The sequence below is a fragment of the Bacillus sp. BHET2 genome (genome assembly GCF_005938125.1).
Classification (GTDB): Bacteria; Bacillota; Bacilli; order Bacillales; family Bacillaceae_B; genus Rossellomorea.
The window spans coordinates 707786-730262 of sequence record NZ_VCQN01000001.1; the positions used below are offsets into that span (position 1 = coordinate 707786).

General features: G+C 37.6%; 27 protein-coding genes and 1 pseudogene. 23 read left to right on the plus strand and 5 right to left on the minus strand.

Going from position 1 to position 22477, the window contains the following annotated elements; translation table 11 throughout:
• The first annotated feature begins 98 nt into the window (after nucleotides 1–98).
• From FGG79_RS03755 to FGG79_RS03805, 12 genes are all read left to right on the plus strand, one after another.
• Nucleotides 99–683: a hypothetical protein gene (locus FGG79_RS03755; RefSeq protein ID WP_138776405.1), complete on the plus strand. Its 585-nt coding sequence runs from the start codon at nucleotides 99–101 to the stop codon at nucleotides 681–683.
• Nucleotides 684–718: 35 nt separating this feature from the next.
• Complete coding sequence (locus FGG79_RS03760; protein ID WP_138777570.1) at nucleotides 719–1198, plus strand: NUDIX domain-containing protein; 480 nt, start codon at nucleotides 719–721, stop codon at nucleotides 1196–1198.
• Between the two features lie 256 nt (nucleotides 1199–1454).
• On the plus strand, nucleotides 1455–1874 hold the full coding sequence (locus FGG79_RS03765; RefSeq protein WP_138776406.1) for a GNAT family N-acetyltransferase: 420 nt from the start codon (nucleotides 1455–1457) through the stop codon (nucleotides 1872–1874).
• Nucleotides 1875–2023: 149 nt separating this feature from the next.
• The gene (locus FGG79_RS03770; protein WP_138776407.1) at nucleotides 2024–2473 is read left to right on the plus strand and encodes a hypothetical protein; all 450 of its coding nucleotides are present in this window, start codon (nucleotides 2024–2026) and stop codon (nucleotides 2471–2473) included.
• Between the two features lie 64 nt (nucleotides 2474–2537).
• Nucleotides 2538–2711, plus strand: a complete 174-nt coding sequence (locus FGG79_RS21660; protein ID WP_205688819.1) for a hypothetical protein — start codon at nucleotides 2538–2540, stop codon at nucleotides 2709–2711.
• Nucleotides 2712–2822: 111 nt separating this feature from the next.
• Nucleotides 2823–3296 (plus strand): GNAT family N-acetyltransferase, encoded by a 474-nt coding sequence (locus tag FGG79_RS03775; RefSeq protein ID WP_138776408.1) that lies wholly within the window; start codon nucleotides 2823–2825, stop codon nucleotides 3294–3296.
• A gap of 69 nt (nucleotides 3297–3365) precedes the next feature.
• Nucleotides 3366–4496: a serine hydrolase domain-containing protein gene (locus FGG79_RS03780; protein WP_138776409.1), complete on the plus strand. Its 1131-nt coding sequence runs from the start codon at nucleotides 3366–3368 to the stop codon at nucleotides 4494–4496.
• A gap of 192 nt (nucleotides 4497–4688) precedes the next feature.
• Nucleotides 4689–4919: a hypothetical protein gene (locus FGG79_RS03785; protein ID WP_138776410.1), complete on the plus strand. Its 231-nt coding sequence runs from the start codon at nucleotides 4689–4691 to the stop codon at nucleotides 4917–4919.
• 329 nt (nucleotides 4920–5248) lie between these two features.
• Nucleotides 5249–5530: a hypothetical protein gene (locus FGG79_RS03790; protein ID WP_481747251.1), complete on the plus strand. Its 282-nt coding sequence runs from the start codon at nucleotides 5249–5251 to the stop codon at nucleotides 5528–5530.
• Between the two features lie 419 nt (nucleotides 5531–5949).
• Entirely contained in the window at nucleotides 5950–6351 is a 402-nt protein-coding gene (locus tag FGG79_RS03795) for a DUF3888 domain-containing protein (protein WP_138776412.1), read from the plus strand.
• A 112-nt stretch (nucleotides 6352–6463) separates the two neighbouring features.
• Nucleotides 6464–6952: a YjdJ family protein gene (locus FGG79_RS03800; protein WP_171050787.1), complete on the plus strand. Its 489-nt coding sequence runs from the start codon at nucleotides 6464–6466 to the stop codon at nucleotides 6950–6952.
• A gap of 64 nt (nucleotides 6953–7016) precedes the next feature.
• A complete protein-coding gene (locus FGG79_RS03805; protein ID WP_138776414.1) occupies nucleotides 7017–7382 on the plus strand; it encodes a cupin domain-containing protein in 366 nt (121 codons plus the stop codon).
• Nucleotides 7383–7527: 145 nt separating this feature from the next.
• Here the strand turns inward: FGG79_RS03805 and FGG79_RS03810 are convergent, their stop codons facing one another.
• Complete coding sequence (locus tag FGG79_RS03810; RefSeq protein WP_138776415.1) at nucleotides 7528–9228, minus strand: pyruvate oxidase; 1701 nt, start codon at nucleotides 9226–9228, stop codon at nucleotides 7528–7530.
• Between the two features lie 117 nt (nucleotides 9229–9345).
• On the opposite strand from FGG79_RS03810, the gene gpmA reads away from it, so the two are divergent.
• The 8 genes from gpmA to FGG79_RS03850 all read left to right on the plus strand — a co-directional run bounded on the left by gpmA (nucleotide 9346) and on the right by FGG79_RS03850 (nucleotide 16453).
• The gene (gpmA, locus tag FGG79_RS03815) at nucleotides 9346–10113 is read left to right on the plus strand and encodes a 2,3-diphosphoglycerate-dependent phosphoglycerate mutase (protein ID WP_138776416.1); all 768 of its coding nucleotides are present in this window, start codon (nucleotides 9346–9348) and stop codon (nucleotides 10111–10113) included.
• Nucleotides 10114–10315: 202 nt separating this feature from the next.
• Nucleotides 10316–10552, plus strand: a complete 237-nt coding sequence (locus FGG79_RS03820; RefSeq protein WP_138776417.1) for a hypothetical protein — start codon at nucleotides 10316–10318, stop codon at nucleotides 10550–10552.
• 114 nt (nucleotides 10553–10666) lie between these two features.
• A complete protein-coding gene (locus FGG79_RS03825; protein WP_138776418.1) occupies nucleotides 10667–11554 on the plus strand; it encodes an aminoglycoside phosphotransferase family protein in 888 nt (295 codons plus the stop codon).
• Nucleotides 11555–11822: 268 nt separating this feature from the next.
• The gene (locus FGG79_RS03830) at nucleotides 11823–13964 is read left to right on the plus strand and encodes a penicillin-binding transpeptidase domain-containing protein (RefSeq protein ID WP_240794193.1); all 2142 of its coding nucleotides are present in this window, start codon (nucleotides 11823–11825) and stop codon (nucleotides 13962–13964) included.
• A 237-nt stretch (nucleotides 13965–14201) separates the two neighbouring features.
• On the plus strand, nucleotides 14202–14453 hold the full coding sequence (locus tag FGG79_RS03835) for a hypothetical protein (RefSeq protein WP_138776419.1): 252 nt from the start codon (nucleotides 14202–14204) through the stop codon (nucleotides 14451–14453).
• 663 nt (nucleotides 14454–15116) lie between these two features.
• A complete protein-coding gene (gene spxA, locus FGG79_RS03840) occupies nucleotides 15117–15512 on the plus strand; it encodes a transcriptional regulator SpxA (RefSeq protein WP_138776420.1) in 396 nt (131 codons plus the stop codon).
• Nucleotides 15513–15609: 97 nt separating this feature from the next.
• Nucleotides 15610–16023, plus strand: a complete 414-nt coding sequence (locus FGG79_RS03845; protein ID WP_138776421.1) for an RrF2 family transcriptional regulator — start codon at nucleotides 15610–15612, stop codon at nucleotides 16021–16023.
• 97 nt (nucleotides 16024–16120) lie between these two features.
• Nucleotides 16121–16453, plus strand: a complete 333-nt coding sequence (locus tag FGG79_RS03850; RefSeq protein WP_138776422.1) for an IDEAL domain-containing protein — start codon at nucleotides 16121–16123, stop codon at nucleotides 16451–16453.
• A gap of 101 nt (nucleotides 16454–16554) precedes the next feature.
• On the opposite strand, the gene FGG79_RS03855 is transcribed toward FGG79_RS03850, so the two are convergent.
• Nucleotides 16555–16803, minus strand: coding sequence for a DUF2651 family protein (locus FGG79_RS03855; RefSeq protein ID WP_138776423.1), 249 nt, complete (start codon nucleotides 16801–16803; stop codon nucleotides 16555–16557).
• A gap of 227 nt (nucleotides 16804–17030) precedes the next feature.
• Here FGG79_RS03855 and FGG79_RS03860 point away from each other — a divergent pair, with 227 nt between their 5' ends.
• Nucleotides 17031–18050: a C45 family autoproteolytic acyltransferase/hydrolase gene (locus tag FGG79_RS03860; protein ID WP_138776424.1), complete on the plus strand. Its 1020-nt coding sequence runs from the start codon at nucleotides 17031–17033 to the stop codon at nucleotides 18048–18050.
• Nucleotides 18051–18150: 100 nt separating this feature from the next.
• Here FGG79_RS03860 and FGG79_RS03865 read toward each other — a convergent pair whose 3' ends face one another.
• Entirely contained in the window at nucleotides 18151–18342 is a 192-nt protein-coding gene (locus FGG79_RS03865) for an IDEAL domain-containing protein (RefSeq protein WP_138776425.1), read from the minus strand.
• Between the two features lie 183 nt (nucleotides 18343–18525).
• On the opposite strand from FGG79_RS03865, the pseudogene FGG79_RS03870 reads away from it, so the two are divergent.
• A pseudogene (locus FGG79_RS03870) lies at nucleotides 18526–19233 on the plus strand (SDR family NAD(P)-dependent oxidoreductase); the annotation flags it as partial.
• 148 nt (nucleotides 19234–19381) lie between these two features.
• Here the strand turns inward: FGG79_RS03870 and FGG79_RS03875 are convergent.
• Complete coding sequence (locus tag FGG79_RS03875; RefSeq protein ID WP_138776427.1) at nucleotides 19382–20179, minus strand: YibE/F family protein; 798 nt, start codon at nucleotides 20177–20179, stop codon at nucleotides 19382–19384.
• Nucleotides 20176–21300, minus strand: a complete 1125-nt coding sequence (locus FGG79_RS03880) for a YibE/F family protein (RefSeq protein ID WP_138777574.1) — start codon at nucleotides 21298–21300, stop codon at nucleotides 20176–20178. The genes FGG79_RS03875 and FGG79_RS03880 overlap by 4 nt, the downstream gene beginning before the upstream one ends.
• A 547-nt stretch (nucleotides 21301–21847) precedes the next feature.
• Between FGG79_RS03880 and FGG79_RS03885 the strand changes: the two genes are divergently transcribed.
• The gene (locus tag FGG79_RS03885; protein ID WP_138776428.1) at nucleotides 21848–22291 is read left to right on the plus strand and encodes a cell wall hydrolase; all 444 of its coding nucleotides are present in this window, start codon (nucleotides 21848–21850) and stop codon (nucleotides 22289–22291) included.
• Nucleotides 22292–22477: the final 186 nt, after the last annotated feature.

Below are 22477 nucleotides of genomic sequence, written 5' to 3' on the forward strand. Positions count from 1 at the left end.
TTTAATTTGGAATAATTGGTATTAAGTTAGTGGTTAGGTTATGAACTATAAGGACTTTTTTGTGTAATGGATAAAGACTTTTTTAGGAGGGAGAAGTTATGAGGTGTATTTCAGTTATTTTCACTATTTTAATCCTTTTATCAGGGTGTTCGGGTAAACAACCTTTAGAACTGGTTCGTTCATCTGTTGAAATTAGTGATGATAGGTCAGGCGGAATTGGTATTACTTCTGGGGAAAAGGAAGGAGAATATATTCAGCCGATTACACTAAGCTATCAATTTGTTTTAAAGAACATAGGTGAAGAAATACTTGGTGGTAATGAAAAACTAAATAATGAAACATTTGAGTACGAGGATGGAATAAAGGTGTACATTGAACCAAATGAGAAACTAAGAGAAATTTCAAAAGATGTTATGGGTTTTAATATTTATAGTGAAAGTGAAAGAAAGGAAGCTAAAATGGGGAGTGGAAAGCAAAGTATTCCAATTCTTCAACCAAATCAAGAAGGAGAATATTATCTTGATTTTGATTTAGGTGCATCAGAGGAAAATCCCGAAATAAGACTGGCACCACCTCAAGAGCAATTAGATAGATTAATGACATATGCACAAGAAGCTTCATTAGTAATTTATATTGAAAATGAAGAAATAGCACGTTTTGACCTTAGTCAAAATAAAGAATGAAAGAATACACCTTTTGATTGGAAAGAGATAAAAAAATGTCTTGTCATATCCGGGTAAGAGCAGGTGCAATCATTATTGAGGATAATAAGATTTTATTAACTGAATTTCATGATCCTTATAGAGGAGCTTTGTATGATTTTCCTGCTGGAGGAACTGAACCAAATGAATCAATCATTGAGGCAGTAAAGAGGGAGGCAAAAGAAGAAGCCAATATTGATGTTGAAGTTGGTCCACTTGCCTTTGTTTATGAGTACGCACCACATCTAAACGGTGAAAAGTATGGAAAGACACACACTTTAGTTATGATGTTTGAATGTACGATAACAAATGGATCTATACCAAGACTTCCTGACAAACCTGACCTTAATCAAACAGGTGTGAAGTGGATACCACTATCAGATTTAGAGAATGTAGAGCTTTACGCTAAGATCGGAAAACAAATCAATGATTACTCAAGACATAAAAGAAATATAGATATGCTAGAAGAACATAAACTTTTACAGGAAACTACATAAAGAATAATACAATAATTTCAATAACCAAGACTGATAGAGAAGGCTGAAATGAGTGAGTTTTTTAGGAGAGGATTGTAAAGGAATCTTGTGACTAACAATAGAATTTATTGAATAGAAGAATATATAGGAGAGAGGAGGTAGTGAGTTGGTTAATGTAGAAGTACCTCTAAGATGTACAGGAATTGCCGTGGTTCTATTTGGGTGAAGAAGGTATTTATTGAGATCTCTAATCTGAATTGATATGAGGTGAAATTTGATGAGGAATTACGAAGTTTTGCTTCATACATTCCCAACGATAGATGAATACATAGATTTGTGTACAAGTGTTGGATGGAAGGATTTTATGAATTTTGATGTTGCAGAGATATCAATACGAAATTCTGTATTTTCTGTTATTGTTAAAGAGAATCATAACATCATAGGAATGGGAAGGATCGTAGGGGATGGTGCTATTTATTTCTACATTCAAGACATAGTAGTTCACCCCGAGTATCAAGGAAGAGGTATTGGTAAAGACATTATGAGTGCTCTAATGGAATACCTGGAAGAGAATGCTCCAGAAAAGGCATTTATAGGTTTATTTGCTTCCAAAGGAAAAGAAGAATTTTATGAAAAATATGATTTTAATGATTACTCACCTAATATGACAGGGATGTTTAAAGTTAAATCTGAATGATATTTTGTATTTGAGCTAACGTGTGCAAGAATTGAAGGTTTGGAAATTTTCAGTGGCTCTTTTTCTAGTAGACTTTTTTTTAACCTTACAAGGACTCTAAACCAGAGAAGCAGATGAATGAAAATCAGATTGTTTCAGGAGGATCAATGATGGAAAGCGAAATATTACGCCATTTTCTAGCCACACTTTCATATAGGACTACAATCGCAATTCAGCATGTACCATCTAATTTTCCAACTTTAGATATTGGTAATAATGCTCGGAAACCTATTGAAATACTTAATCATATGACATTTTTAATGGGGTATGTTATTCATTGCTATGAGAGGATCAATCTTGATGATTTTAGACATATAAAAGATTGGGAAATAGAAAAAAATCGCTTTTATGAAACTTTAGAAAAGGTAGACCTTATTTTATCTGAAGGGGTTAAACCATCCGAAAGATCTGTTGAACAGCTTCTACAAGGACCTTTTTCTGATGCCATGACGCATGTTGGACAGCTTACCTTAATGCGGAGATTAGCAGATGCCCCTACAACTTATGAAAATTTTATGAATTCTACAATAAATAAGGGATTAATATATCCCCATAATTAATTCCATTATCATTTATTAAAAGGAAAAAAGTATATAAGATTAATGTAGAAAGGAAAATATAGGGGTGAAAAATAAAGATTTTGTTAATAGTCTAATACCACTGGGAATGATTATTGGTGGAGCAATAGGTGTAATTCTTAGTATCTTTATCGAATCAATCTCTCAAGAATTTTCAATTGCTTTAGGAGCTGGATTTGGCCTACTACTGGGAACGATTGCCTATGGATTATATAGTTAAAAAGGTGAACATGCAACAAACGAATACGATTGCTTAAGATTGGAAATCGGATATCCATTTTTAAAATATTCCGTTATCGGAGGTTAATAAACGCAAAGGGGTTAAAGGAGTATGGAACTTACTATTAGAAGAAGAACGAAAGAAGATATCGATGAGTTCATTACTTGGACGTATGAAGGAATATATTCTTTTTATGATAACAATCTTCAAGAAGAGAAAATGGACGGATTTAAGAAAAGTGTTCATTTAGAACTGGCATTTTCCGTGATTGACGATAATGAAAAACTGGTAGGAAATTGTGAGTTTTACGATGTAGAGGAAGATGGAGAAGAAATATTAGTAGTCGGAGTTCAAATGAAGCCCTCAATGACAGGAAAGGGTTACGGTTCGACATTTATTAAAGCTATTATCGATCAAGGAAAAGAACGACTAAAGTTTAATCATTTAGAATTGGCAGTTGTAGATTTTAATGAACGAGCAATAAGAACCTATGAAAAAGAAGGATTTAGAAAAAGAGGAGAATTCCAAAATGAAATAAGAGGCACTCTCTATACCTTTATCATTATGGAAAAAGATTGGGAATAGGATTTTCATTTAACAATCGTAGGAGAAAACAGAAATCACTCGGGCTATTTTCCATTAAAGGAGACAAGCATGAAGCAACCAACTAACAAACTAGACCACATAACAGATTATATTAATCAAATCATGAATAATCAGCAAGGCGTTGGGGTGAGCGTTGCAATTGTAAAAGGCGCTGACATCATCTATTCTAAAGGGTTTGGATATTCACAGATACAACCTGAAAAGAAACTTATTGATGGAGATACATTGATGAGTATTCAAAGTATTTCAAAGAATTTTATGGCCTTTTCGATCATGCAGCTTGTAGAGAAGAGCCTATTATCATTGGATGATCCTGTTGTTCAATATCTGCCTTACTTTAGAACAAAATACAAACAACAAAGTGATACGATCACAATACGCCATCTTTTATCTCATACGGCAGGATTCCCTTCAGACCTAGGGATAGCCAATATGACTGCTCCGAATGTAAGAGAAATATTTTCAGATACACCTACTGAATTTCAAGAAGCATTAGATCACTACAACCTTACAGAAGAAGAAATTAGAAGTGTAAGAACGAGAGAGGATATAACGAAATGGTTTCAAAAAGTAGAGTTGGAGTATCCAGTTGGGAAGGGATGGAATTATTGCACAGATGCGTATGTGATTCTTGCAGATTTGTTCGAAAAGGTGGAAGGAGTAAGGTGGGAAACACATCTTAGTGACGAAATCCTTTCTCCCCTGACCATGAATCGAACAACGCCTAATTCTAAGAATGTTGAAGAAGATCAAAACAGCGCCAGGTATTATATGGGTAAGGATAAAATAGAAACGCCTTTTCCGAAAAATGCAATATCAGCTCCGATTGGTTACCTATATTCGACGGCAAATGATTTAGGAAAATATATAGCATTGCATCTAAATAAAGAAAAAACTGTTTTACGTTCAGATTTAATTGAAGAAATGCAAAAACCTTTTCATCTTGTTAATGAAAAGTGGCAGTTCGGAAGTGAAGTCAGAAGTTACGGTCTTGCATGGTTTACAGATATATATAAAGGGTTCAGGGTTGTTGAACATGGGGGCGGTCAAATGGCTGTAAGATCTTTGATGTCAATGGTACCTGAACTCAACCTGGGAGTGGTTGTCCTACTCAATTTTGACGGGACCGCTCATCATGATATTTGTGACAAGATTATAGACGTGTTCATGGGTGACTAACCTAGTAATCATGCATGGCGGATACTATAACCTTACCTCCAGATAAAATATCGCTCATATCAAGGGGGTCACTATGTACATTGGAGTGAAGAATTTTCATTAAGTGAATTGAAGGGATTTCTTGCAGGTGCTCCTTAAATCTTCGCAAAATAATAAAATTGTCTGAAGACTGGTAGAAGGGAGAATAGGTATATGAATGTTCCTAATATTTCCAACAAATTATTAGATTACACTATTGTATATGATGATAGAAGAGAAGTGAATTCCGGTAAATACGACCATAAGCAATTGATTATTGAAGAAGTGAAAAGTAAGTTTAAAGCTTCTGTAGAAAATAGAACGGGCAAGGAAGTAATCATTGTTTACGATTGGCGTAAGACTCACAGCGGAATGGAAGTTATATTATACGCGTTTGAATATTGAAATGTCACATTTTGAAAAGAAGCAAGTATAAATGGGGGATTAAGAGATGATGAAACTATTTTTTATTTTATCCGCTTTATCTATCCCTGTTTCTATTCTATTTGAACAAGAAGCGACGGGGATACTAATAGCTTTATTTTTAATGTTTATAGGGGCTTATTTTAGTAAACCAAGGTTCAATAAAAGTAAGAGTTAAATAACTGGATATAACATAAGTCATATCTCAACAGCAATTATTCTGTTAAAGGGCGAGTTTACTTAAGGTCAACCTGACGAATTTTTAAGCTTTTCTTATTCTGTTTATGGGAAGTTAGATATGGAGGGATATGTTGAAGAGGATAAAAAAAAGATATATTCTCACCATTATTCTATTTGGAATAGCAATCTTAACAAACCCAAAAAAAGATGAATATATCCAATTCACTGAGGAAACCATAGGTGAGCCTGCAATTGATGTAGAAGTTGAACAGATAAACTTTGTTATTTTCTCTTCATATACGCCAATTATTTTTGGTGAACACGGAATAACTCACCTTGGTATATTCGGACAATTTATTCAAATCTCTGAAGGTCAGTTCGATTATCCAGCCTGGTTGGAGTTATTCAATTAATGGATGTTTTTGCGTGATCGAGCAGAAAATCGTTTGTACAATGAGGGGGCAAAGTTGGCTGAAGAAGAAATTCTTTTGATTTCTTGAATTCCTAATGCAATCGAAAAATAATGATTAAGGTTTCAGTCACTCACATTATTTTGAAATAATTGGTATGACGCAACTAATACGACAATGGGGTAGAGTTTATGTTTATTTTATTACTTATTCTTGTTATAGGAATGGCTACAATTATTGGACTACTCAAAGAACATTCAAGCCAAAATAAGAGAATTATAGACCTTCTAGAAGAAAAAAATAAATCAACTAGAAGATAAAGAGCAACATAAATCAGAAACAAACCCAAAGAATTGTCCTTATAAAAATTTCATTGAATAAACCCAGTATAGTATCAAATACTAATTGGGGGTGAGTCTAATATGGGAAAAATGGCTTTATCATGTATGCTAGTAATGTTTTTATTAAGTAATCAAACAGCAGCATATGCCAACACGATAAATAAAGCTGATACGAACTTATGTGATACATTCAAATATGCATTGATCAATAGCCTTAGAGAGCCTGTTGATCAAGCCATAGATAAGATTTATAAGGATGATGAAAATGCACCGGAAGGTCTTACATGGGCATCGTATGAAACAGAAATCTTATTGATAAAGCAGATAAATGGGGTGGGTGGTGCTTACGAAATTACATTAAAGGTTAAACCGTATTATCGCGCTCATCTATCTTACGGAGAAGATATCATTGTAGTAGGAGCAGATGGTCAATTAATTAAGTATAGACATTTGAAAACTTTTCCAAAACTTCATTTCAACTAATAGCAGAAGATCCACTAATCTCCTGCTATTTTTTTCGGGAACGGGGGAAATCAGCAAGAGCATGAAACCCATATGCTTGCTGCTCCGTCTAACTAATGAGGAGGTAATGTTGATGAAGTATTTTGTTCAGTATGTAGTAGCAATCCTTCTTTTGGTAACCTCAACTTTTTTTACATGGTATGAAGGAAGTGCCGTAAGAGAGGATCCTTGGGAATGGAAGTACACTGCATATTTCTCAAAGATGCTAAATGGAGAGGTTACAAGTAGTGCTGACATTTCACAATTAGACCATTTTCTATATGCAGCTAAATTCACCCCCTTGTATCCTACTCTACTAGTAATCTGTATCTCTTATATTCTAATTCTAACTGGTTGGTTATTATTTCGACGAAATCCAAACGTACAAATCATGTTTCACATGGTTACAGGTATCTTATACTTTGTATGTTCAGAAATGGTATCTGATTCCCCTACATTAGGAGGGAAATCGTTTACGATTACATTTTTGGCAATTGGTCTCATTCATTTTGTTCTTGCTACTCTTTTCTATATTATTTCGAGGAAGGAAAAAGGACACCGGCAACATTTAAATGGAGTGTAAAAGAAAAAGCATCGCTCTCTATTAAGATTCAGAATATGAAGTAAAGAAATAAGGAGGAATCTTAATGAACCATCGTCCGATTAATATAAAAGAAAAGTTATCTACCTTTAGTGAGCATTGGTCACCAAAGGTAATGTGTGAAATGAATGATTATCAGTTTAAGCTGGTCAAGGTTCAAGGAGATTTTGTATGGCACGATCATAAAGAAACCGATGAAGTATTCATTGTGATTGAAGGTGAGATGTTCATTGCTTTTCGAGATGGAGAGGTGAAGCTCTCTAAAGGGGAAATGTATGTGATCCCAAAGGGTGTAGAGCATAAGCCATATGCTGAAAAGGAATGCCATATCATGCTGGTTGAGCCAAAAGGGGTGGTTAACACTGGTGAAACCAAAGGGGAAATGACTGCTCAAAACGATGTATGGATTTAGAATTAAATAATTCGGCTAATGCTACATATGGGAACATCAAGGCACTTTAAAAAGGTCGCTATGATTGAGCATAGCGATTTTTCTTAATAAAAGACCCTTCACACACTAAGGCGCTTATGTGTGAAGGGTCTAAACTATTTTCAGCTTACAAGGGAGGAAGGTCAAACTTTCCTTCTTCAAATAACTCCTTTAACATATGTTTCGTGTAACCGGCAGCTTGAGAGAATTGAATTTTAGCCGGCATTGGTGCTTCTTCGGCATCCACGATTACATCGATAATACACGGTTTCTTTTGTTGTACAGCCTTCTGTAGGGAAGGTAGAAGTTCCTCAGGTCTCTCTACGCGGTATCCAACCCCACCGCATGCTTCCGCATATTGGGCAAAGTTAGGGTTCTGAAGATTCGTACCGTATTCAATATTTCCCATCACTTCTTGTTCAAACTTAATCATGGCGATTTTATGATTATTCAGTATCACGACGACAATAGGCAATTCATACTTGACCGCAGTCACAAAGTCGGCCATCGTCATGGCGAATCCTCCATCGCCGCAAATCGCAAAGACTTGCCTTTCTGGATAGGCGATTTTCCCCGCAATGGCACCTGGAAGACCACAACCTAGCGTAGCAAGCCAGCTAGAAATGATAAAAGACTGATTGGTAATCGGGAAATGTCTGGCCATCCACACCGTTACATTCCCAACATCAACAGACAAGATTGCATCATCTGAAGCGACTTCCTTGAGGGCATGAATCAGTCTCTGTGGCTTTAGCGGAACAGATCCATCCTCTTCTTGACCCTCTAACTTTTCCCACCATTTTTGCATTCTTTCCTGATTTGTTTCTAAGAATGAAAGATTTTCTTTCATTGAGCAATGGTCTGTCAACCATTTCAAGGATGTTGCGGCATCCCCAGCCAAACCTACATCAACCGGATAGCGTTTCCCAATCTGGGTAGGGTCTAAGTCAATTTGAATGGTTTTTGCTTTGTCTGGAAGAAAACCTGTGAATGGGAACGATGTCCCAATCATCATGAGCATGTCGGCTTCCTGCATCCCTTCATAAGAAGGTTTTGTCCCAATCAAACCAAGACCACCTAAACAATAGGGATGCTTATCAGGAATGACTCCTTTTCCTGGCAGGGTTAAAACGATAGGGGCCCCAATTTTTTCTGCAAACGACAATAATGCCTCGCTCTGCCCGTGAACACCTCTCCCTGCGAGAATGATCGGTTTCTCAGCACTCTCGATGATTTCCATAGCTTTATGCAGATCCTCTTTAAGTGGAGAAATGTCCTGCTTCACTGAGAAATTTGCCGTGATACGGGCTTCTTTTCCGACTTCAAAACGGGGTATGTCATCTGGAATGGTTAATACCGATACCCCTTTTTTTGCGTAGGCGGTCCGGATCGCCTGATTGACCACTGCTGGAAGCTGTTCAGCTGACATGATTCGTTGATTATATACGGCTACATCATCAAACAACCTGTCTAAGTTCACCTCTTGAAAGGAATCAGTCCCTAGAAGGTCTGATTCCACTTGACCTGTAATGGCTAAAACGGGAGCTTTATCAAGCTTTGCATCATACAATCCGTTCAGAAGATGGATGGCGCCAGGACCTGCAATTGCGGTGCAAACCCCCAGTTTTCCCGTTAACTTTGCATATGCTGCAGCAGCTAATGCTCCTGCTTCCTCATGCCTGACCTGAATGAACTTAATTTTATCCTCTGCTTTTCGAAGTGGTTCAATAATGGAATTAATCGAGTCCCCCGGCATTCCGTAAATATGGTCGACGCCCCATTCAATCAATAAATCAATTAATTTTTCACCGGCTGTTTGTTTAAACATCATACAGTCTCCTCTCAATAATTGGATATTCTTATTTTGATACTTAACGGCATAAATTACTCAATATTTCTATTAAAAGATGCGCATACTGAAAAAAAACGACCTAGGGTGATAAAGGTGAAGAAGCTTGTTTTTATTCGACATGGTGAAAGTCTCTATAATCTTGAAAATCGATTTACTGGCTGGAGGGATGTTGATTTAACCGATGATGGATATAAAGAGGCAAGAAGAGCGGGTGCCATCTTGAAGAAACATGGATTTATATTCGATGTTGCTCACACGTCCGTTTTAAAAAGGGCGATCAGGACGTTATGGATCATTCTCCATGAAATGGATTTGGTGTGGATTCCGGTACATAAATCATGGAGATTAAACGAAAGGCATTATGGTGCATTGCAGGGGTTGAACAAGGATGAAGTCACTGGGAAATTTGGTGAAGAGCAAGTCTATGAATGGAGGAGGTCAGCGGACATAAGACCACCTTCAATGATAAAAGAAGATCATCTTCTAGACCTGTCCGATCCGAAGTATGCATCGGTAGGGGTAGGGGATGTGCCTTTGTCTGAAAGTCTTCTCGACACGGAACAACGGGCTCTTCGTTATTGGAAAGAAGAAATTGTGCCCAGTCTTAAAGAAAACAAGCGTGTCATCATCTCGGCTCACGGAAATACATTACGGGCTCTAGTTAAATATCTAGACCATATCCCGAACGACGGGGTTGTGAGCCTCAATATCCCAAATAGCATTCCCCTTGTGTATGAATTGGATGATGACATAAAGCCAATCAGCCATTATTACTTAAACGAAGAAGGGGAAATTCCCCATGAGTCGATTCCTCGACACATGGATATGGATGATGTGGAAAATTGGGATTGGATGGGGTAGCAATCAAATAGTAAAAGAGAGAATCTGAAACAGTCATTACATTAATAAAGGGAAAGTACCACTAAAAAAATATTTATTCTCAAGTAGTTGTTTAATGAAAACGGGGCTAATCCAAGGTTAGCTCTTTTTTTGTGAAGATTGGTCTTGAGAATGATCTTGAAATTTGAAATAATTGGTAGTGAGTGAAAGAGGAGGTTCAACTATGTGGTGGTTACAAAGTATGCTTAAGTATTCATGGAAAGTAAATGTGTTATCACTTATTTGCTGTTTCTTCCTAGCTAATGCACCATACTTTGGGCTTGACCCTTGGTCCAATGGTCACCTACAAATAAATGATGCCGTTACCCCTGTGTGCACTCTAATTTCTATTCTCTTTTTTATGTTTACAAGAAAAGAAGCAATAAGAGAATTTAATGAACAACATCATGGCTTCAAGTAAGTGCTCCTTTAAGCTTTAGTTATATGACGTTTTCGGCAGTTTAAAGGGAAGGTATGGTGTTATGGAGATACATGAAGGAGTAAATAGTGGATTTGAAATGGAAGGCTGGTTTATGTGAAAACAGAACAAATGATACGAATAGTGAATGATTCATTTCCGGATATTGATATTAAGGAAATACAGACAAAGTCGAATGGTTGGGATAATAACATTCTTATTCTGAATAAAGAAATGGTCTTTAGGTTTCCAAAGTCACATGAGATCGCAACAAAAGTATTAGCTGAGGCTGATTTAATAGAACAATTACGACAAAAACAACCGTTGCTTCAAATTCCCCAATATGAATTCCTTTATGTGAATGAAACGTTTATGGGTGTGAAATATGATTATATGCATGGAGAATCTTTAAGTGAACCTGAACGTAACTTCACAATGGATTCAAACAATGCAGCCCTACTAGGTGATTTCCTGACTAAACTTCATAGTATTGATTTATCGACCTTAAAAGAAAAAAACATTATAACTGTCCATACTCGAGAATATTGGCAGGATTTATTTAAATCAGTAAAGACATCTATATTTCCTCATTTAAACTCAATTCAAATAAATGAAGTACTAGTGTGCTTTGAATATTTCTTCAATCCTTCAATGTTTTCAGCCAATTACGAAACAATGATCCATGGCGATTTAACTACTGCGAATATTATATTTCAACAAGAAAGGGGACTTATAAGCGGCATCATTGATTTTACTGATACCCAATTAGGAGATCCTGCTTTTGATTTTGCAGGCGTATACTGGTCTTTCGGTCCGGAGTTTACAAAAGAGGTTTTGTCACATTATGAGTTGGGAGATCGGGAATCCATTTTTAACAGAGTACAATTGTTCTATGGTTTACAACCAATTTTTCATGAATTGCTGCATGAAATGAAAGAAAATCGCGATGTGAATTGGGACACAGCCCTTGAAAGATTTTCATACTTATTGTCTCTAAGAGATTGAAAGTTAATCCTACTGTCGATTGATTTGTAGAAGTTAGTGTCTATTTGAAAATCATTTCAATAAAAGGTCAATGACATTAGCGTTGAACTTGTTTATTTCAGTGCTTAAGCATCTTAATATTAAAAAGAAGACGACTATTTCCCGAAATAGTCGTCTTCTTTTTAATATAAGCAATTTATTTATGTTAAAGTAAATGGATATAAGTTCATTTTAAGTAATTATATTCCACTTTTAATGGCAGATGATTTAACAGAGTAGGTGGGTGTTGATGTTGGTGAAAGTAAAATCTCGAAGTATGAATATGGCAGGTATAATTTTTTTCTTTTTATTTGCTCTTTGTTTTTTACTGATATTTTCTCGTTTTCTTTTTATCCAAGTTACCGGTGAAGTAGAAGGGGAAGATTTGGTTGCAGAGGCAACGTCAAAATATATAAAGAGTAGTATCTTAGAATCGAAGAGAGGCACGATTTTTGATCGGAACTCGAACGTCGTGGCAGAAGATACGTCCAGTTTCAAATTGGTGGGGATTCTTTCCGATACTGTGACGTCTAATCCCAAAGCGCCTCAACATATTGTGGATAAGAAGAAAACGGCTGCAATTTTAGAGAAATACATAGATATGAGTGAAAGCAAGATCTATCGATTGCTGAATCAAGATGATTTGTTTCAAGTGGAGTTTGGTACGGCAGGAAACGATTTATCCTTTCAGTTGAAACAAAAGATAGAAAAGGAGAAGCTACCCGGTATTAGGTTTGTGAGTAAAACCAAAAGATTGTATCCAAATGGGAAGTTTGCTTCTCAAGTGCTTGGTGTCGTGCGGGATGATGCTACGGACGGTAATAGAAAAGGAATATTAGGATTAGAAAAAAGCCTGAATAATTATTTGGCAGGAAAAGATGGAAATACAAGCTTTAAAAGTGATGTATGGGGATATTTATTACCGGATTCCAATGAACATCGCATCGCGCCTGAAAATGGGGATAAGGTATATCTTACCCTAGATGAAAAGATTCAGACGTTCGCAGAAGAAGCAATGAATAAAGTAGAGAAAGAGTACAGTCCAAAGAAAATGTTTGTGATCGTCTCTAATCCCAAAACAGGGGAAATATTGGCGATGTCCCAAAGGCCGTCCTTTAACAATAATTCCCGGGAAGGACTCGCGAAGGGCTGGACAAACGTAAATGTCGAAACGTCCTATGAACCTGGTTCTACCCTGAAATCATTTTCGCTAGCAACAGCGGTTGATCGCAATGTATTTGATCCTGATGCGTATTATGAATCAGGTAAATTCTATGTCGAAGGAAATCCTGCACCGATAAAAGACTGGAATGGGGGCGTTGGATGGGGAGGCATAACCTATCTCGAAGGGGTACAAAGATCCTCGAATGTTGCTTTCACTCATTTATTAGGTAAGATCGGGGAAGATGAATATCTGTCCTATCTTAAGGCATTTGGTTTCGGTCAAAAAACAGACATTGGACTGGAAAACGAAACACCAGGAAAAATTCTTTATACCTATCCTATTGAAAAAGCAACGACCATATTCGGACAAGGTACCACAGTCACTGCACTTCAAATGATTCAAGCGGAGTCGGCGATTGCAAACGACGGAAAGATGATGAAGCCCTATTTGATTTCGAAAATCATGGACGGAGACACAAATAAAGTACTAAAAGAAGCGAAACCCCAAGTAGTGGGGACCCCGATTAGTAAGAAGTCAGCTGAACAGACACGTGAATACTTAACAACCACGGTTACATCTGACGTAGGAACGGGGAAACTATTCAACATTGAAGGATATCAGGTGTCAGGTAAATCCGGAACGGCTCAAATTCCTGATCCCAACGGTGGAGGATATTTAACGGGACATGATAATTACCTATCCTCATTTATTGGAATGGCACCTGCTGAAGACCCTGAGTTAATCGTTTACGTAGGCATTCAGCAACCGAATCTAAACGGGGCATTGGGATCAATCCCAGTTGCGAAAGTATTTAACCCTGTAATGGAAAATAGCTTAAAATATTTAAATATCAAACCAGCAGAAAGTAATCGTTTGAAAACCATCCACGTGCCCGATATGAAGGGAGAGAACATCAGTAAGGTGAAAGAAAAGGTGGCCGGACTGGGACTGACGCCAGTCATAATAGGAAATGGAAAGAAAGTATCACAGCAATCTGATCATGGAACCCTGATAGAAAATGAAAAAATATTCATTGTATCCAATGATAAAACAACGATTCCAGATATAAACGGTTGGTCCCTAAGGGATGTATTAAAGCTCGAGAACTTACTGGACATAGAAGTAAAGGTGAAAGGAACGGGTTATGTAACGAATCAAAGCATCAAAGCGGATACGGTCATTTCCGGTGAAGAGAAATTGGTGGTTCATTTCAAACCGAGGGACTGACTTCTATACATAGTAAGTTATAGAATCATAGGATTCTTCTCAAAAATGAAATGTGAAAGGAGGGACAATGATGAATCTATTCACACCAATCGTTGTAACAGCTGCAGTATTATTTTTAGCGTGGAAAGTAGGGAATAATGAAAAAAGAGCTGAATAAGCTATTTTAATGCATCTCTTATTCTTTAACTAGACCGTTTTACAATTACATTTTTCAAAAAAGGTAAGGGGAGAAGACAAATGAGAAAAAAATTAAGTGTTATTTCCTTTCTATTATTTTTGATCGGTGCAGCGGCTTTTATTGCCATGCTTCTTGGATATGATCGTTTTCTTTTCGCTGGCGTAATCATTTCGGTGGCAGGGTTCGTTACAGCTCTTTTTTCCGAGAAAGGGCTGTATAAACGAGTTGGCTTATTCGGTAATGGAGGAATTGTTTTCGTTGCGATAATCGTTCCCTTAGTGGTTACTACGTTTTTTTGGAATACGCCTTAATTGAATCAGGTTTGAACCTCAATCTCCATGTGGAATTGGGGTTCTTTATTTCTGAAGTATGTGAATTTCTATGAATATTATAATCATAAATTCAATATATAATAGAGAAAGAAGATGATTGATTTTCATACTATGTATCTCTAAGGTGCTGATATTTTGTACAGGAATAAAAGCGTGAACTTCGTTATTGTTTCACTCATTTGCATACTTGTCATTCTCATTCTGCATGTTATTTTCCATCTTAAAATTTATATTGTATACAGTGCAAATGTCGGTTCCATTTTTATGATCGGCTTAATCATTTTTCTTATTACATTACTCTTTTTTAAAGGGTAAAGAAACATATTAGTTATTCAGAAGTAAGACACCTTAGACGATAATCGAACAAGGGAACTCCGTAACAATGCGGGGTTCCCTTTCTTTACATCTAGGAAACAGGGATCCCGGTATCAAAGAGATTGAAGAGTCATTGAAGAAAGTATACAAAGATGGCAACTTGTGCAATCTGTTAAAATTGTTGTTGACAATGGATACTGTAAATATTATTATTACAGTACAGCCAGCAACAAAGATTTTGGTTGTATTCTAACTGTAACTTATTTTATTCTATTTTCAAAAGAATATGTTTAAAAATACACCAATAACAAGGAGTGTGTAAATAATATGGTCAATCTATATCTAACACCAAGCTGTACTTCCTGCCGAAAAGCAAAGGCGTGGCTTGAGGAGCATTCTATCGAATATACCGAAAGAAACATGCTAACGGACCCTTTAAGTGCTGATGAGATTAAATCGATTCTGCGTCTGACGGAAAATGGAACAGAGGAGATTATCTCGACGAAATCAAAAGCTTATCAGGAGTTGAACGTAGACATTGATTCTTTACCACTTCAGGAATTATATACATTAATCCAGGAGAATCCACAGATGCTGCGCAGACCAATCATCCAAGATGAGAAACGATTGCAAGTGGGGTATAACGATGAAGAAATCCGAAGTTTTCTGCCCCGGAAGGTACGCAACTTCTCATACAATGAACTGCAAAGAATGGCTAATTAAGGCGGCATACGCTTCGAGGTTTGTATTGTTGACAAGGTAAACTGTAATCGTTATCCTGACAGTAAGAACGAAGAAATGATCGATGAGGAGGCATACTATGAATAGTGATTTTACTCTAGCCATTCACAGTTTAACGTACCTGGCACTTCAGATGGATCGTATGTCTACAAGCGATGCCATTTCAGACAGTGCAGGGGTCCATCCAGTTCGCATTCGTAAAGTGCTTAGTTTGTTAAAGAAACAAGGGTTTATCAGGTCCAAAGAAGGAACGGGTGGAGGATTTATCTTTGTCCGTGAGCTAAGCGAGATCAATCTTTGGGACATTTATCGAATCACTTCAGAAGGTTCGCTGCAACCGAAGTGCACCGCTTCTAACGAAGAGTGTCTAGTAGGGGCGAATATGAAAAGCGTTCTTTTTCACATTTTTCTAGGTGCAGAAGAACAATTGGGGAATTATTTAAAAGACTACACAATCAAAGATATTGTCGATATGATCAATAAAGAAAAATAATCGAAGGCTATTAGGATTACCGCCTTCTACTACTATAAATGTAATAAAAAATAGTACAGTTAAACGAAGAATATTTTAAGAGAAGGTGAAAAATATCATGACAAACAATCATTCTATTTTAAAAACAGGAGATTGGATTAAAGGAACAGGTCGCTCAGGTGAATTAATTATCGGTTATATTGAGAACTTTGATATGCAAGGTGAAACCGTCAAAGCGACAGTCGTTTCAAGTGATAATAAAACCATAGAAGGCAAAACCATTCCAATTTTGAGTACTCAGATCAAAAAAATCCCTGAAGTAAATATAAAAAACAAAGAGCAACTTCAAATTCTGATTGATCTCGCACTCAGAACAGGGGACGAGGAGTGGTTTTTGGAACTGACTTCGAAGTTGAATGCTATGAGAGAGCTTGTACAAGGTGCTAAGTAAAGTTTTTATAGAATAGAAGCTGAAGAGGAGGTTCTTCAGCTTCTGTCCTTTTTAAAAAACTGGGGGATTTTATTCTTAACGGTTGCATCTAAACCATTTAATCAACTATCTAAAGCCCCCTTTTTTTCTATAATCTTTTTAAAGACAAAACCAGAAAGAAACGCTAAAAAGGTATAGACAAAAACCCAAATCAAGAATGTGTCATTAAATATAGTAAATGTGGCAACCAACGTTGATATGAAGACAATCACGGGGGATACCATGAGGGTTTGGAAAAGGAAATATCCAGCAACACCGATAATGATCGAAAGAGCCGGAAATCCAACTAATATCATAAATACAATGTCCATCAGCAACTCTCCTCCCTTTTAGTGTAATTTTACACCTAAAGGATACTTTCCGCAATTGGTTTATTATCTAGTTCTCTTGCAACCTAAACCCTATGCATCTACCATGAAAATTCCCCCTACTGACCGCTTCCACTATAATCAGTCCCAATCAAGCACAAATTGACAGGTAATAAGTATTCCCCCCAATTATAATGAAACCAAGGTTCGATCAAATAGGGGGTAATAATATGCCAAACTTCGAAGTGGACATCTTGCAAATCAGAGGGAACTCTTTTCATATTGGGTTGAAAACGGGTGAAATGATCAGGAATACGTCTATTCTTCAAATTATGGAATCCATCACCAAGCCAGAAATTGATATACAAAACATGAAATCGATCTATTCAATGTATTCTCCACATTTACTTGAAGAGTTAGAAGGGCTTGCCCAAGGGTTGGGAATTTCGAGTGAACGAGCAGCCGCATTGTTTAGTGGCTATGATGTACCTAAGACAGAGGCAATGGGATGCTCGTCCCTTCTAACAAATGAATATTATGTGAGGAATTACGATTTTACTCCTGATTTGTATGATGGAATATTTAGTTTGGTTCAACCTGCTGGAGCTTTTGCATCCGCAGGATATAACCTTCAAATTCTGGGAAGACACGATGGTGTCAATGAACATGGGCTAGTTGCAGGCTTACACTTTGTCAGTAATGAAGGTTACGCAAAAGGAATTTCTCCATGGGCTGCCTTACGGATGGTATTGGATACATGCTCTTCCCTTGAAGAGGCTAGCGGCTTGTTGAAGGAACTCCCTCACTCTGCCTGTTATAATTTTTCTCTTGGAGATCAAAAAGGGAGGATGGCAGAAGTCGAAGTGAGCCTGGATAAAGTGATAGTACGCTATGGTGAGTCCTTCTTATCATGTGTGAATCATTTTCAGACGGATCAACTAAAAAGTAAAAATCGGCCAGCCATCCAAGGGTCACTCCAACGGAATAAAAATATCTTGGAATTAAAAGGAAAGGGCCATTCCCACCATGAAATGTTCAATTATTTTAAAAACACTCATTCACCGCTTTTCTTCACTGATTATACGAATTTATTCGGTACGCTACACACCTTTGCTTATTCTTATCAACATTCAAAGATACTCACTACCATTGCACGGAGCAATGATGTATTAAATATAAACTTCAAAGATTGGGTGAAGGGGGAAGACATTCCTCAGAAGTCCTTGATCGGTTTAATTCAAGAAGTATAAGTGAGAGATGAGAAACATAATAAGGTCAACTCTCCTGTTAGCATCTTGCAAGAGAGTTGACCTTATTTATGGGTAACCTTTTTATTATTTATCCAATAGTCTAGAGATATTTTAATTCCTCCGTCAATCGCAGAAACTCTTCTTTGTTCCGGTGGCATAATGAATGGTCAATCCCCTCTAGTATTTGTTCTTTGCGAAATGTCAGTAGTGCCTTGTCCAAAATCATTTCAGCAAATAATGAATAGAGGTTTCTGACCTCAGACTTTGGTGAGTTTAGTAAATGCTTCTTCATGAAAATCAGCTCCTTGACTTCTTTTCTATTATATTAACCATTTGCGGAATATTCAAACATATAGACAGGTGATTTGTTCAAGGATATTCAAATATTATTTGTAAACATCTTGACCTAAACGTTGGTTCAGGTTGTATTCTACAATTGAACAATCAAACATAGAAATAGATGGAGGAATGAATGATGACAAAATATGCATTGGTTACGGGTGCAAATAAAGGCATTGGATATGAAGTAGTTCGTCAGTTGGCTGAACAAGGATATGAGGTTTTTTTAGGTGCCCGGAATAAGGAGTTAGGGGCAAAGGCAGTTGAATCACTGAGGCTTTCAAATGTAAGGTTCATTCAACTTGATATTTCCGAAAGGGCATCCATTCAAGGAGCATACAATGCCATTCTGGAAATGACTGATCACATCGATTTATTAATAAATAATGCGGAGATCGCGTTGGATTTTAACATCCTACCAAGCGAAGTGAAAGTAGAGATGCTACGAGAAATATTTGATGTGAATTTCTTTGGTACCTTCCAAATGATTCAAACGTTTCTACCCCTCGTGAAAAGAGCTGAGGGTGGAAAAATTGTGAACGTCACGACTGACATGGCCTCACAAACTATGTTTGATAATGGGGATGTTCATCCACTAAATGTTATTGGGTATAATTCTTCTAAGACCGCTGTGAATTCCTTGACGCTATCCTTTAGCAAAGAATTTACTAAAGGGAATCCTGCCATAATAGGTGTGACTCCAGGGTTCACCTCGACTGATTTAAATGGTAATGCACCAGGTGGAAAAACGACTGCAGAAGGGGCAGCAGTCATCGTAGAGGTTGCTTTGAGTGAGACGGATTACCATGGTAAGATAGTTAACGATAACGGGGTTATTCCTTGGTTAAAAAAGGGTGATACGATGAACTATTCGATTGGACAAGTTGCAAAAATACAAGGGAAAATCCTTAAATATGAAAGTGAAATGAAGTAATGGAAACTCCATCTTCTTAAAAGGTCCGTCCCTCTATTTTTTAGGGACGGACCTTTTACTATTCTGATGCCTCTTCATCATGAAGACTGGACCTCTCCTTATGTCCCGCTTTCAGCAAGAAGTAGGCGGTAATTGCTGAGGTGACGGGGATTGCAAGTGCGACGCCGATTCCGGCAGAGCCGATGAAAATCATTTCTGATGTGAATACTTTGGAATTCATGATTTCCCCGATGGAATAAGATAGATCTTTGAACCAGATGAGAAGACCAAGATATCCTCCGAAGAACGCAAAAAACAGGGTATTGGCGCTGGTACCGAGAATATCCCTACCAATGCTCATACCAGATGAGAATAACGCCTTTCTGGTAATCGACGGATTGTGATACGCCATTTCCCGCATCGGGGAGGAGATGGATATTGACACATCAATGATTGCCCCGATGGTACTCATGATGATCATCGATGCGCCGATTTTTACAAAATCGACCCCGACATAAAGGGAAAATGCACCGATTTCCTCGGTTTCTTCCTCGCTGAATCCTTGAATCATGGCCGAGTCTGTCAACGCCAGGATGAAGAAAATCAAAGCCCCGGTCGTGATAATTGTTGAGATGAATGCTGTCACTGTCTTGATGTTGATCTCACTTATGTAAAAGAGGGAGATACAGCTAATCAACACGCATGCGAATAAGGTCAGGATGACCGGGTTCATATGGGGATCGTTCATCATGATAATCGTAAGTAGAAGTACCCCTGTGTTTAAGAACAATGCAACGAATGATCTCGCCCCTTTTTTACCACCGATCCCGACCATTAGGATGAATAAGATAGCTGCTAAAAATAACTGAACAGTCATGAGTGCACCCTCTTTCGATTCACGAAATAGATTGATGTGAAAATGCCGATGGGGATGGCGAGAACTATTCCGATTCCACCACTCAATGCCCTCGTCATCTCCAGTGAAAGGTTCATGGAAAGAGTGAACCCTAAGGGCGATGCATTTTTGAAATATAGGATAAGCATGGGGATGCCCCCGCTAATATAGACAAAGAACAAGATGTTGGTCATTGTCCCCATGATATCCTTGCCGATGTCAAACCCTGACTTTCTCAGTGCTTTGATGGAAATGTCAGGGTTCTTCTCATACAAACCGAATATGGACGAAGATAATGTAATCGCCACATCCATTACCGCTCCTAAGCAGCCCACAAGGATCCCGGCCATGAAGACCAGTTGATATGGACGTGTCAAAAACTGCATCTCTTCGTATCTCAAACCCTTGCCGTTTGTGAATGTGACAGCAATATAGCTGATCAAAAGAGTCGTGAATGTGCAAATCAGGGTTGCCACCACCGCTGCATAGGTCTTCTCATTGAAGCCATTTACGAGTAAAAGGGAGACGAGTGTGAATACGATGACTCCGACGCTGCAGGCAATCAGTAGACTCACATTCTGAGAATTCAAGTATACATCCAATGCATAAGAGAGAATTAGCGCATTGATCCCTAATGTGATCAGGGAGAAGAGCCCCTGCTTTTTACCCACTACCAATAAGAAGAAGATAAAGGCCAAGGTGATGATCATGAGGGATTGATCCCGTTTGACATCGTTTATATTTCCTGTTAATTCAGTCTTACCGCCAGGGGCTGAATCGATGGAAACAAATAATTCATTCCCCTGATGGTAAGGCTGATCATTGGCCCTTGAGTCTGAATACTTGTTTGTTAAACGAATGAATTCACCTTTATGTTCCCCGTTTTTCAGCACGGCTTTAATCTCCTGAACATACATCCTATCTTTATTTCCTGTCATATCTTCAATGTTTGTCATTTCAAGGTTCTTTGTGGTGATCACTTCTGCAATCGGGCGGTCATACAAATCCTGATTGTGTTGAACGAAGTAAAGGGAAGCGACAGCGCCAATTGCCAGGATGAGGTATAAACCAAGTTTCTTGTACGTTTTATTTTTTATCTTTATCTCAAACACTAAAAAATCCTCCAGCTTTAGAATCGTTACCAAGGGATGGGGATTAAATCATCGTCCCATTCATCATTGGTCATGAATTATTATTCCACAGGAGAGTGGATTAAGCAAAGGCAGGGAGGTTCTTCGGGAGTTTTTCATACCCTTCTTTTAGTGCTTAAATATCTTTGAATTGATGGAAAGAACCATATTCTAAAAAAATCCGAACGAATTCGATTCTAATGTAAGAATTTCGAATGGTCATTCGGATTCCCCTTTGACTAAGACGGTTTAGTCTTTAGCCTCTTCCCATAAGCTTAGAGAATTGTCACGCCGCCTGAGATACGTAACGCCAATCCATTTGAATACGATTGCTCGCATTCTTTCTAAAGCTTACTGTATGAAACGGGTTTCATAGCAAGTAGAATATAAAAAAACTTGAAGAACACCCTGTAAGGGTTACTTACAAACAAATTGGTACCTTTTAAACGGATACACCTTAAATGATAAATATAGACATCAATCCAGGCTTTTTTCATACACTATTTTTGAGGTGAATAAAATGCCCAGAGTCAAATACACAGATGCAGATGTTGCCCTGATGGCAAGAATGATGAGAGCGGAAGCGGAAGGTGAAGGTAAACAAGGGATGTTATATGTTGGAAATATTATCGTCAATCGGGCCAAGGCAGATTGTTTGGACTTCAAAAAAGTAAGAACCATCCGACAAGTCATCTTTCATGTACAAGGAGGAAACTATTCCTTTGAAGCGGTTCAAAAAGGAAATCTCTTCTATAACAGAGCAAGATCGGTTGAAAAGAAGTTAGCCAAAAAAAATCTGGACTACTGGAGCCAGCATCCAGCGAAATATTCTCTTTGGTACTTTAATCCTTATGCACCATGTCCCCCAACATGGTACGGCCAACCATTTGCGGGTCAATTTAAAAACCATTGCTATTATGAGCCGGCAGCGGGGACATGTGAGAGTGTGTACACCGGAGGATAAGTTTATTGTTACTTGAGGGTCTTAGTACCAATATTTATAAGGGAGTTCCTACAATTTATATGGAGTTCCCTTATTATTTTCTAATAACCATTGTGATTCAGACAGTTAGAGCAATGTAGAATTATAAATTATCAGAGACATCATTTCGAGCATTCATTTTGTTAAATGATGGGAGGAGAAGTGGAA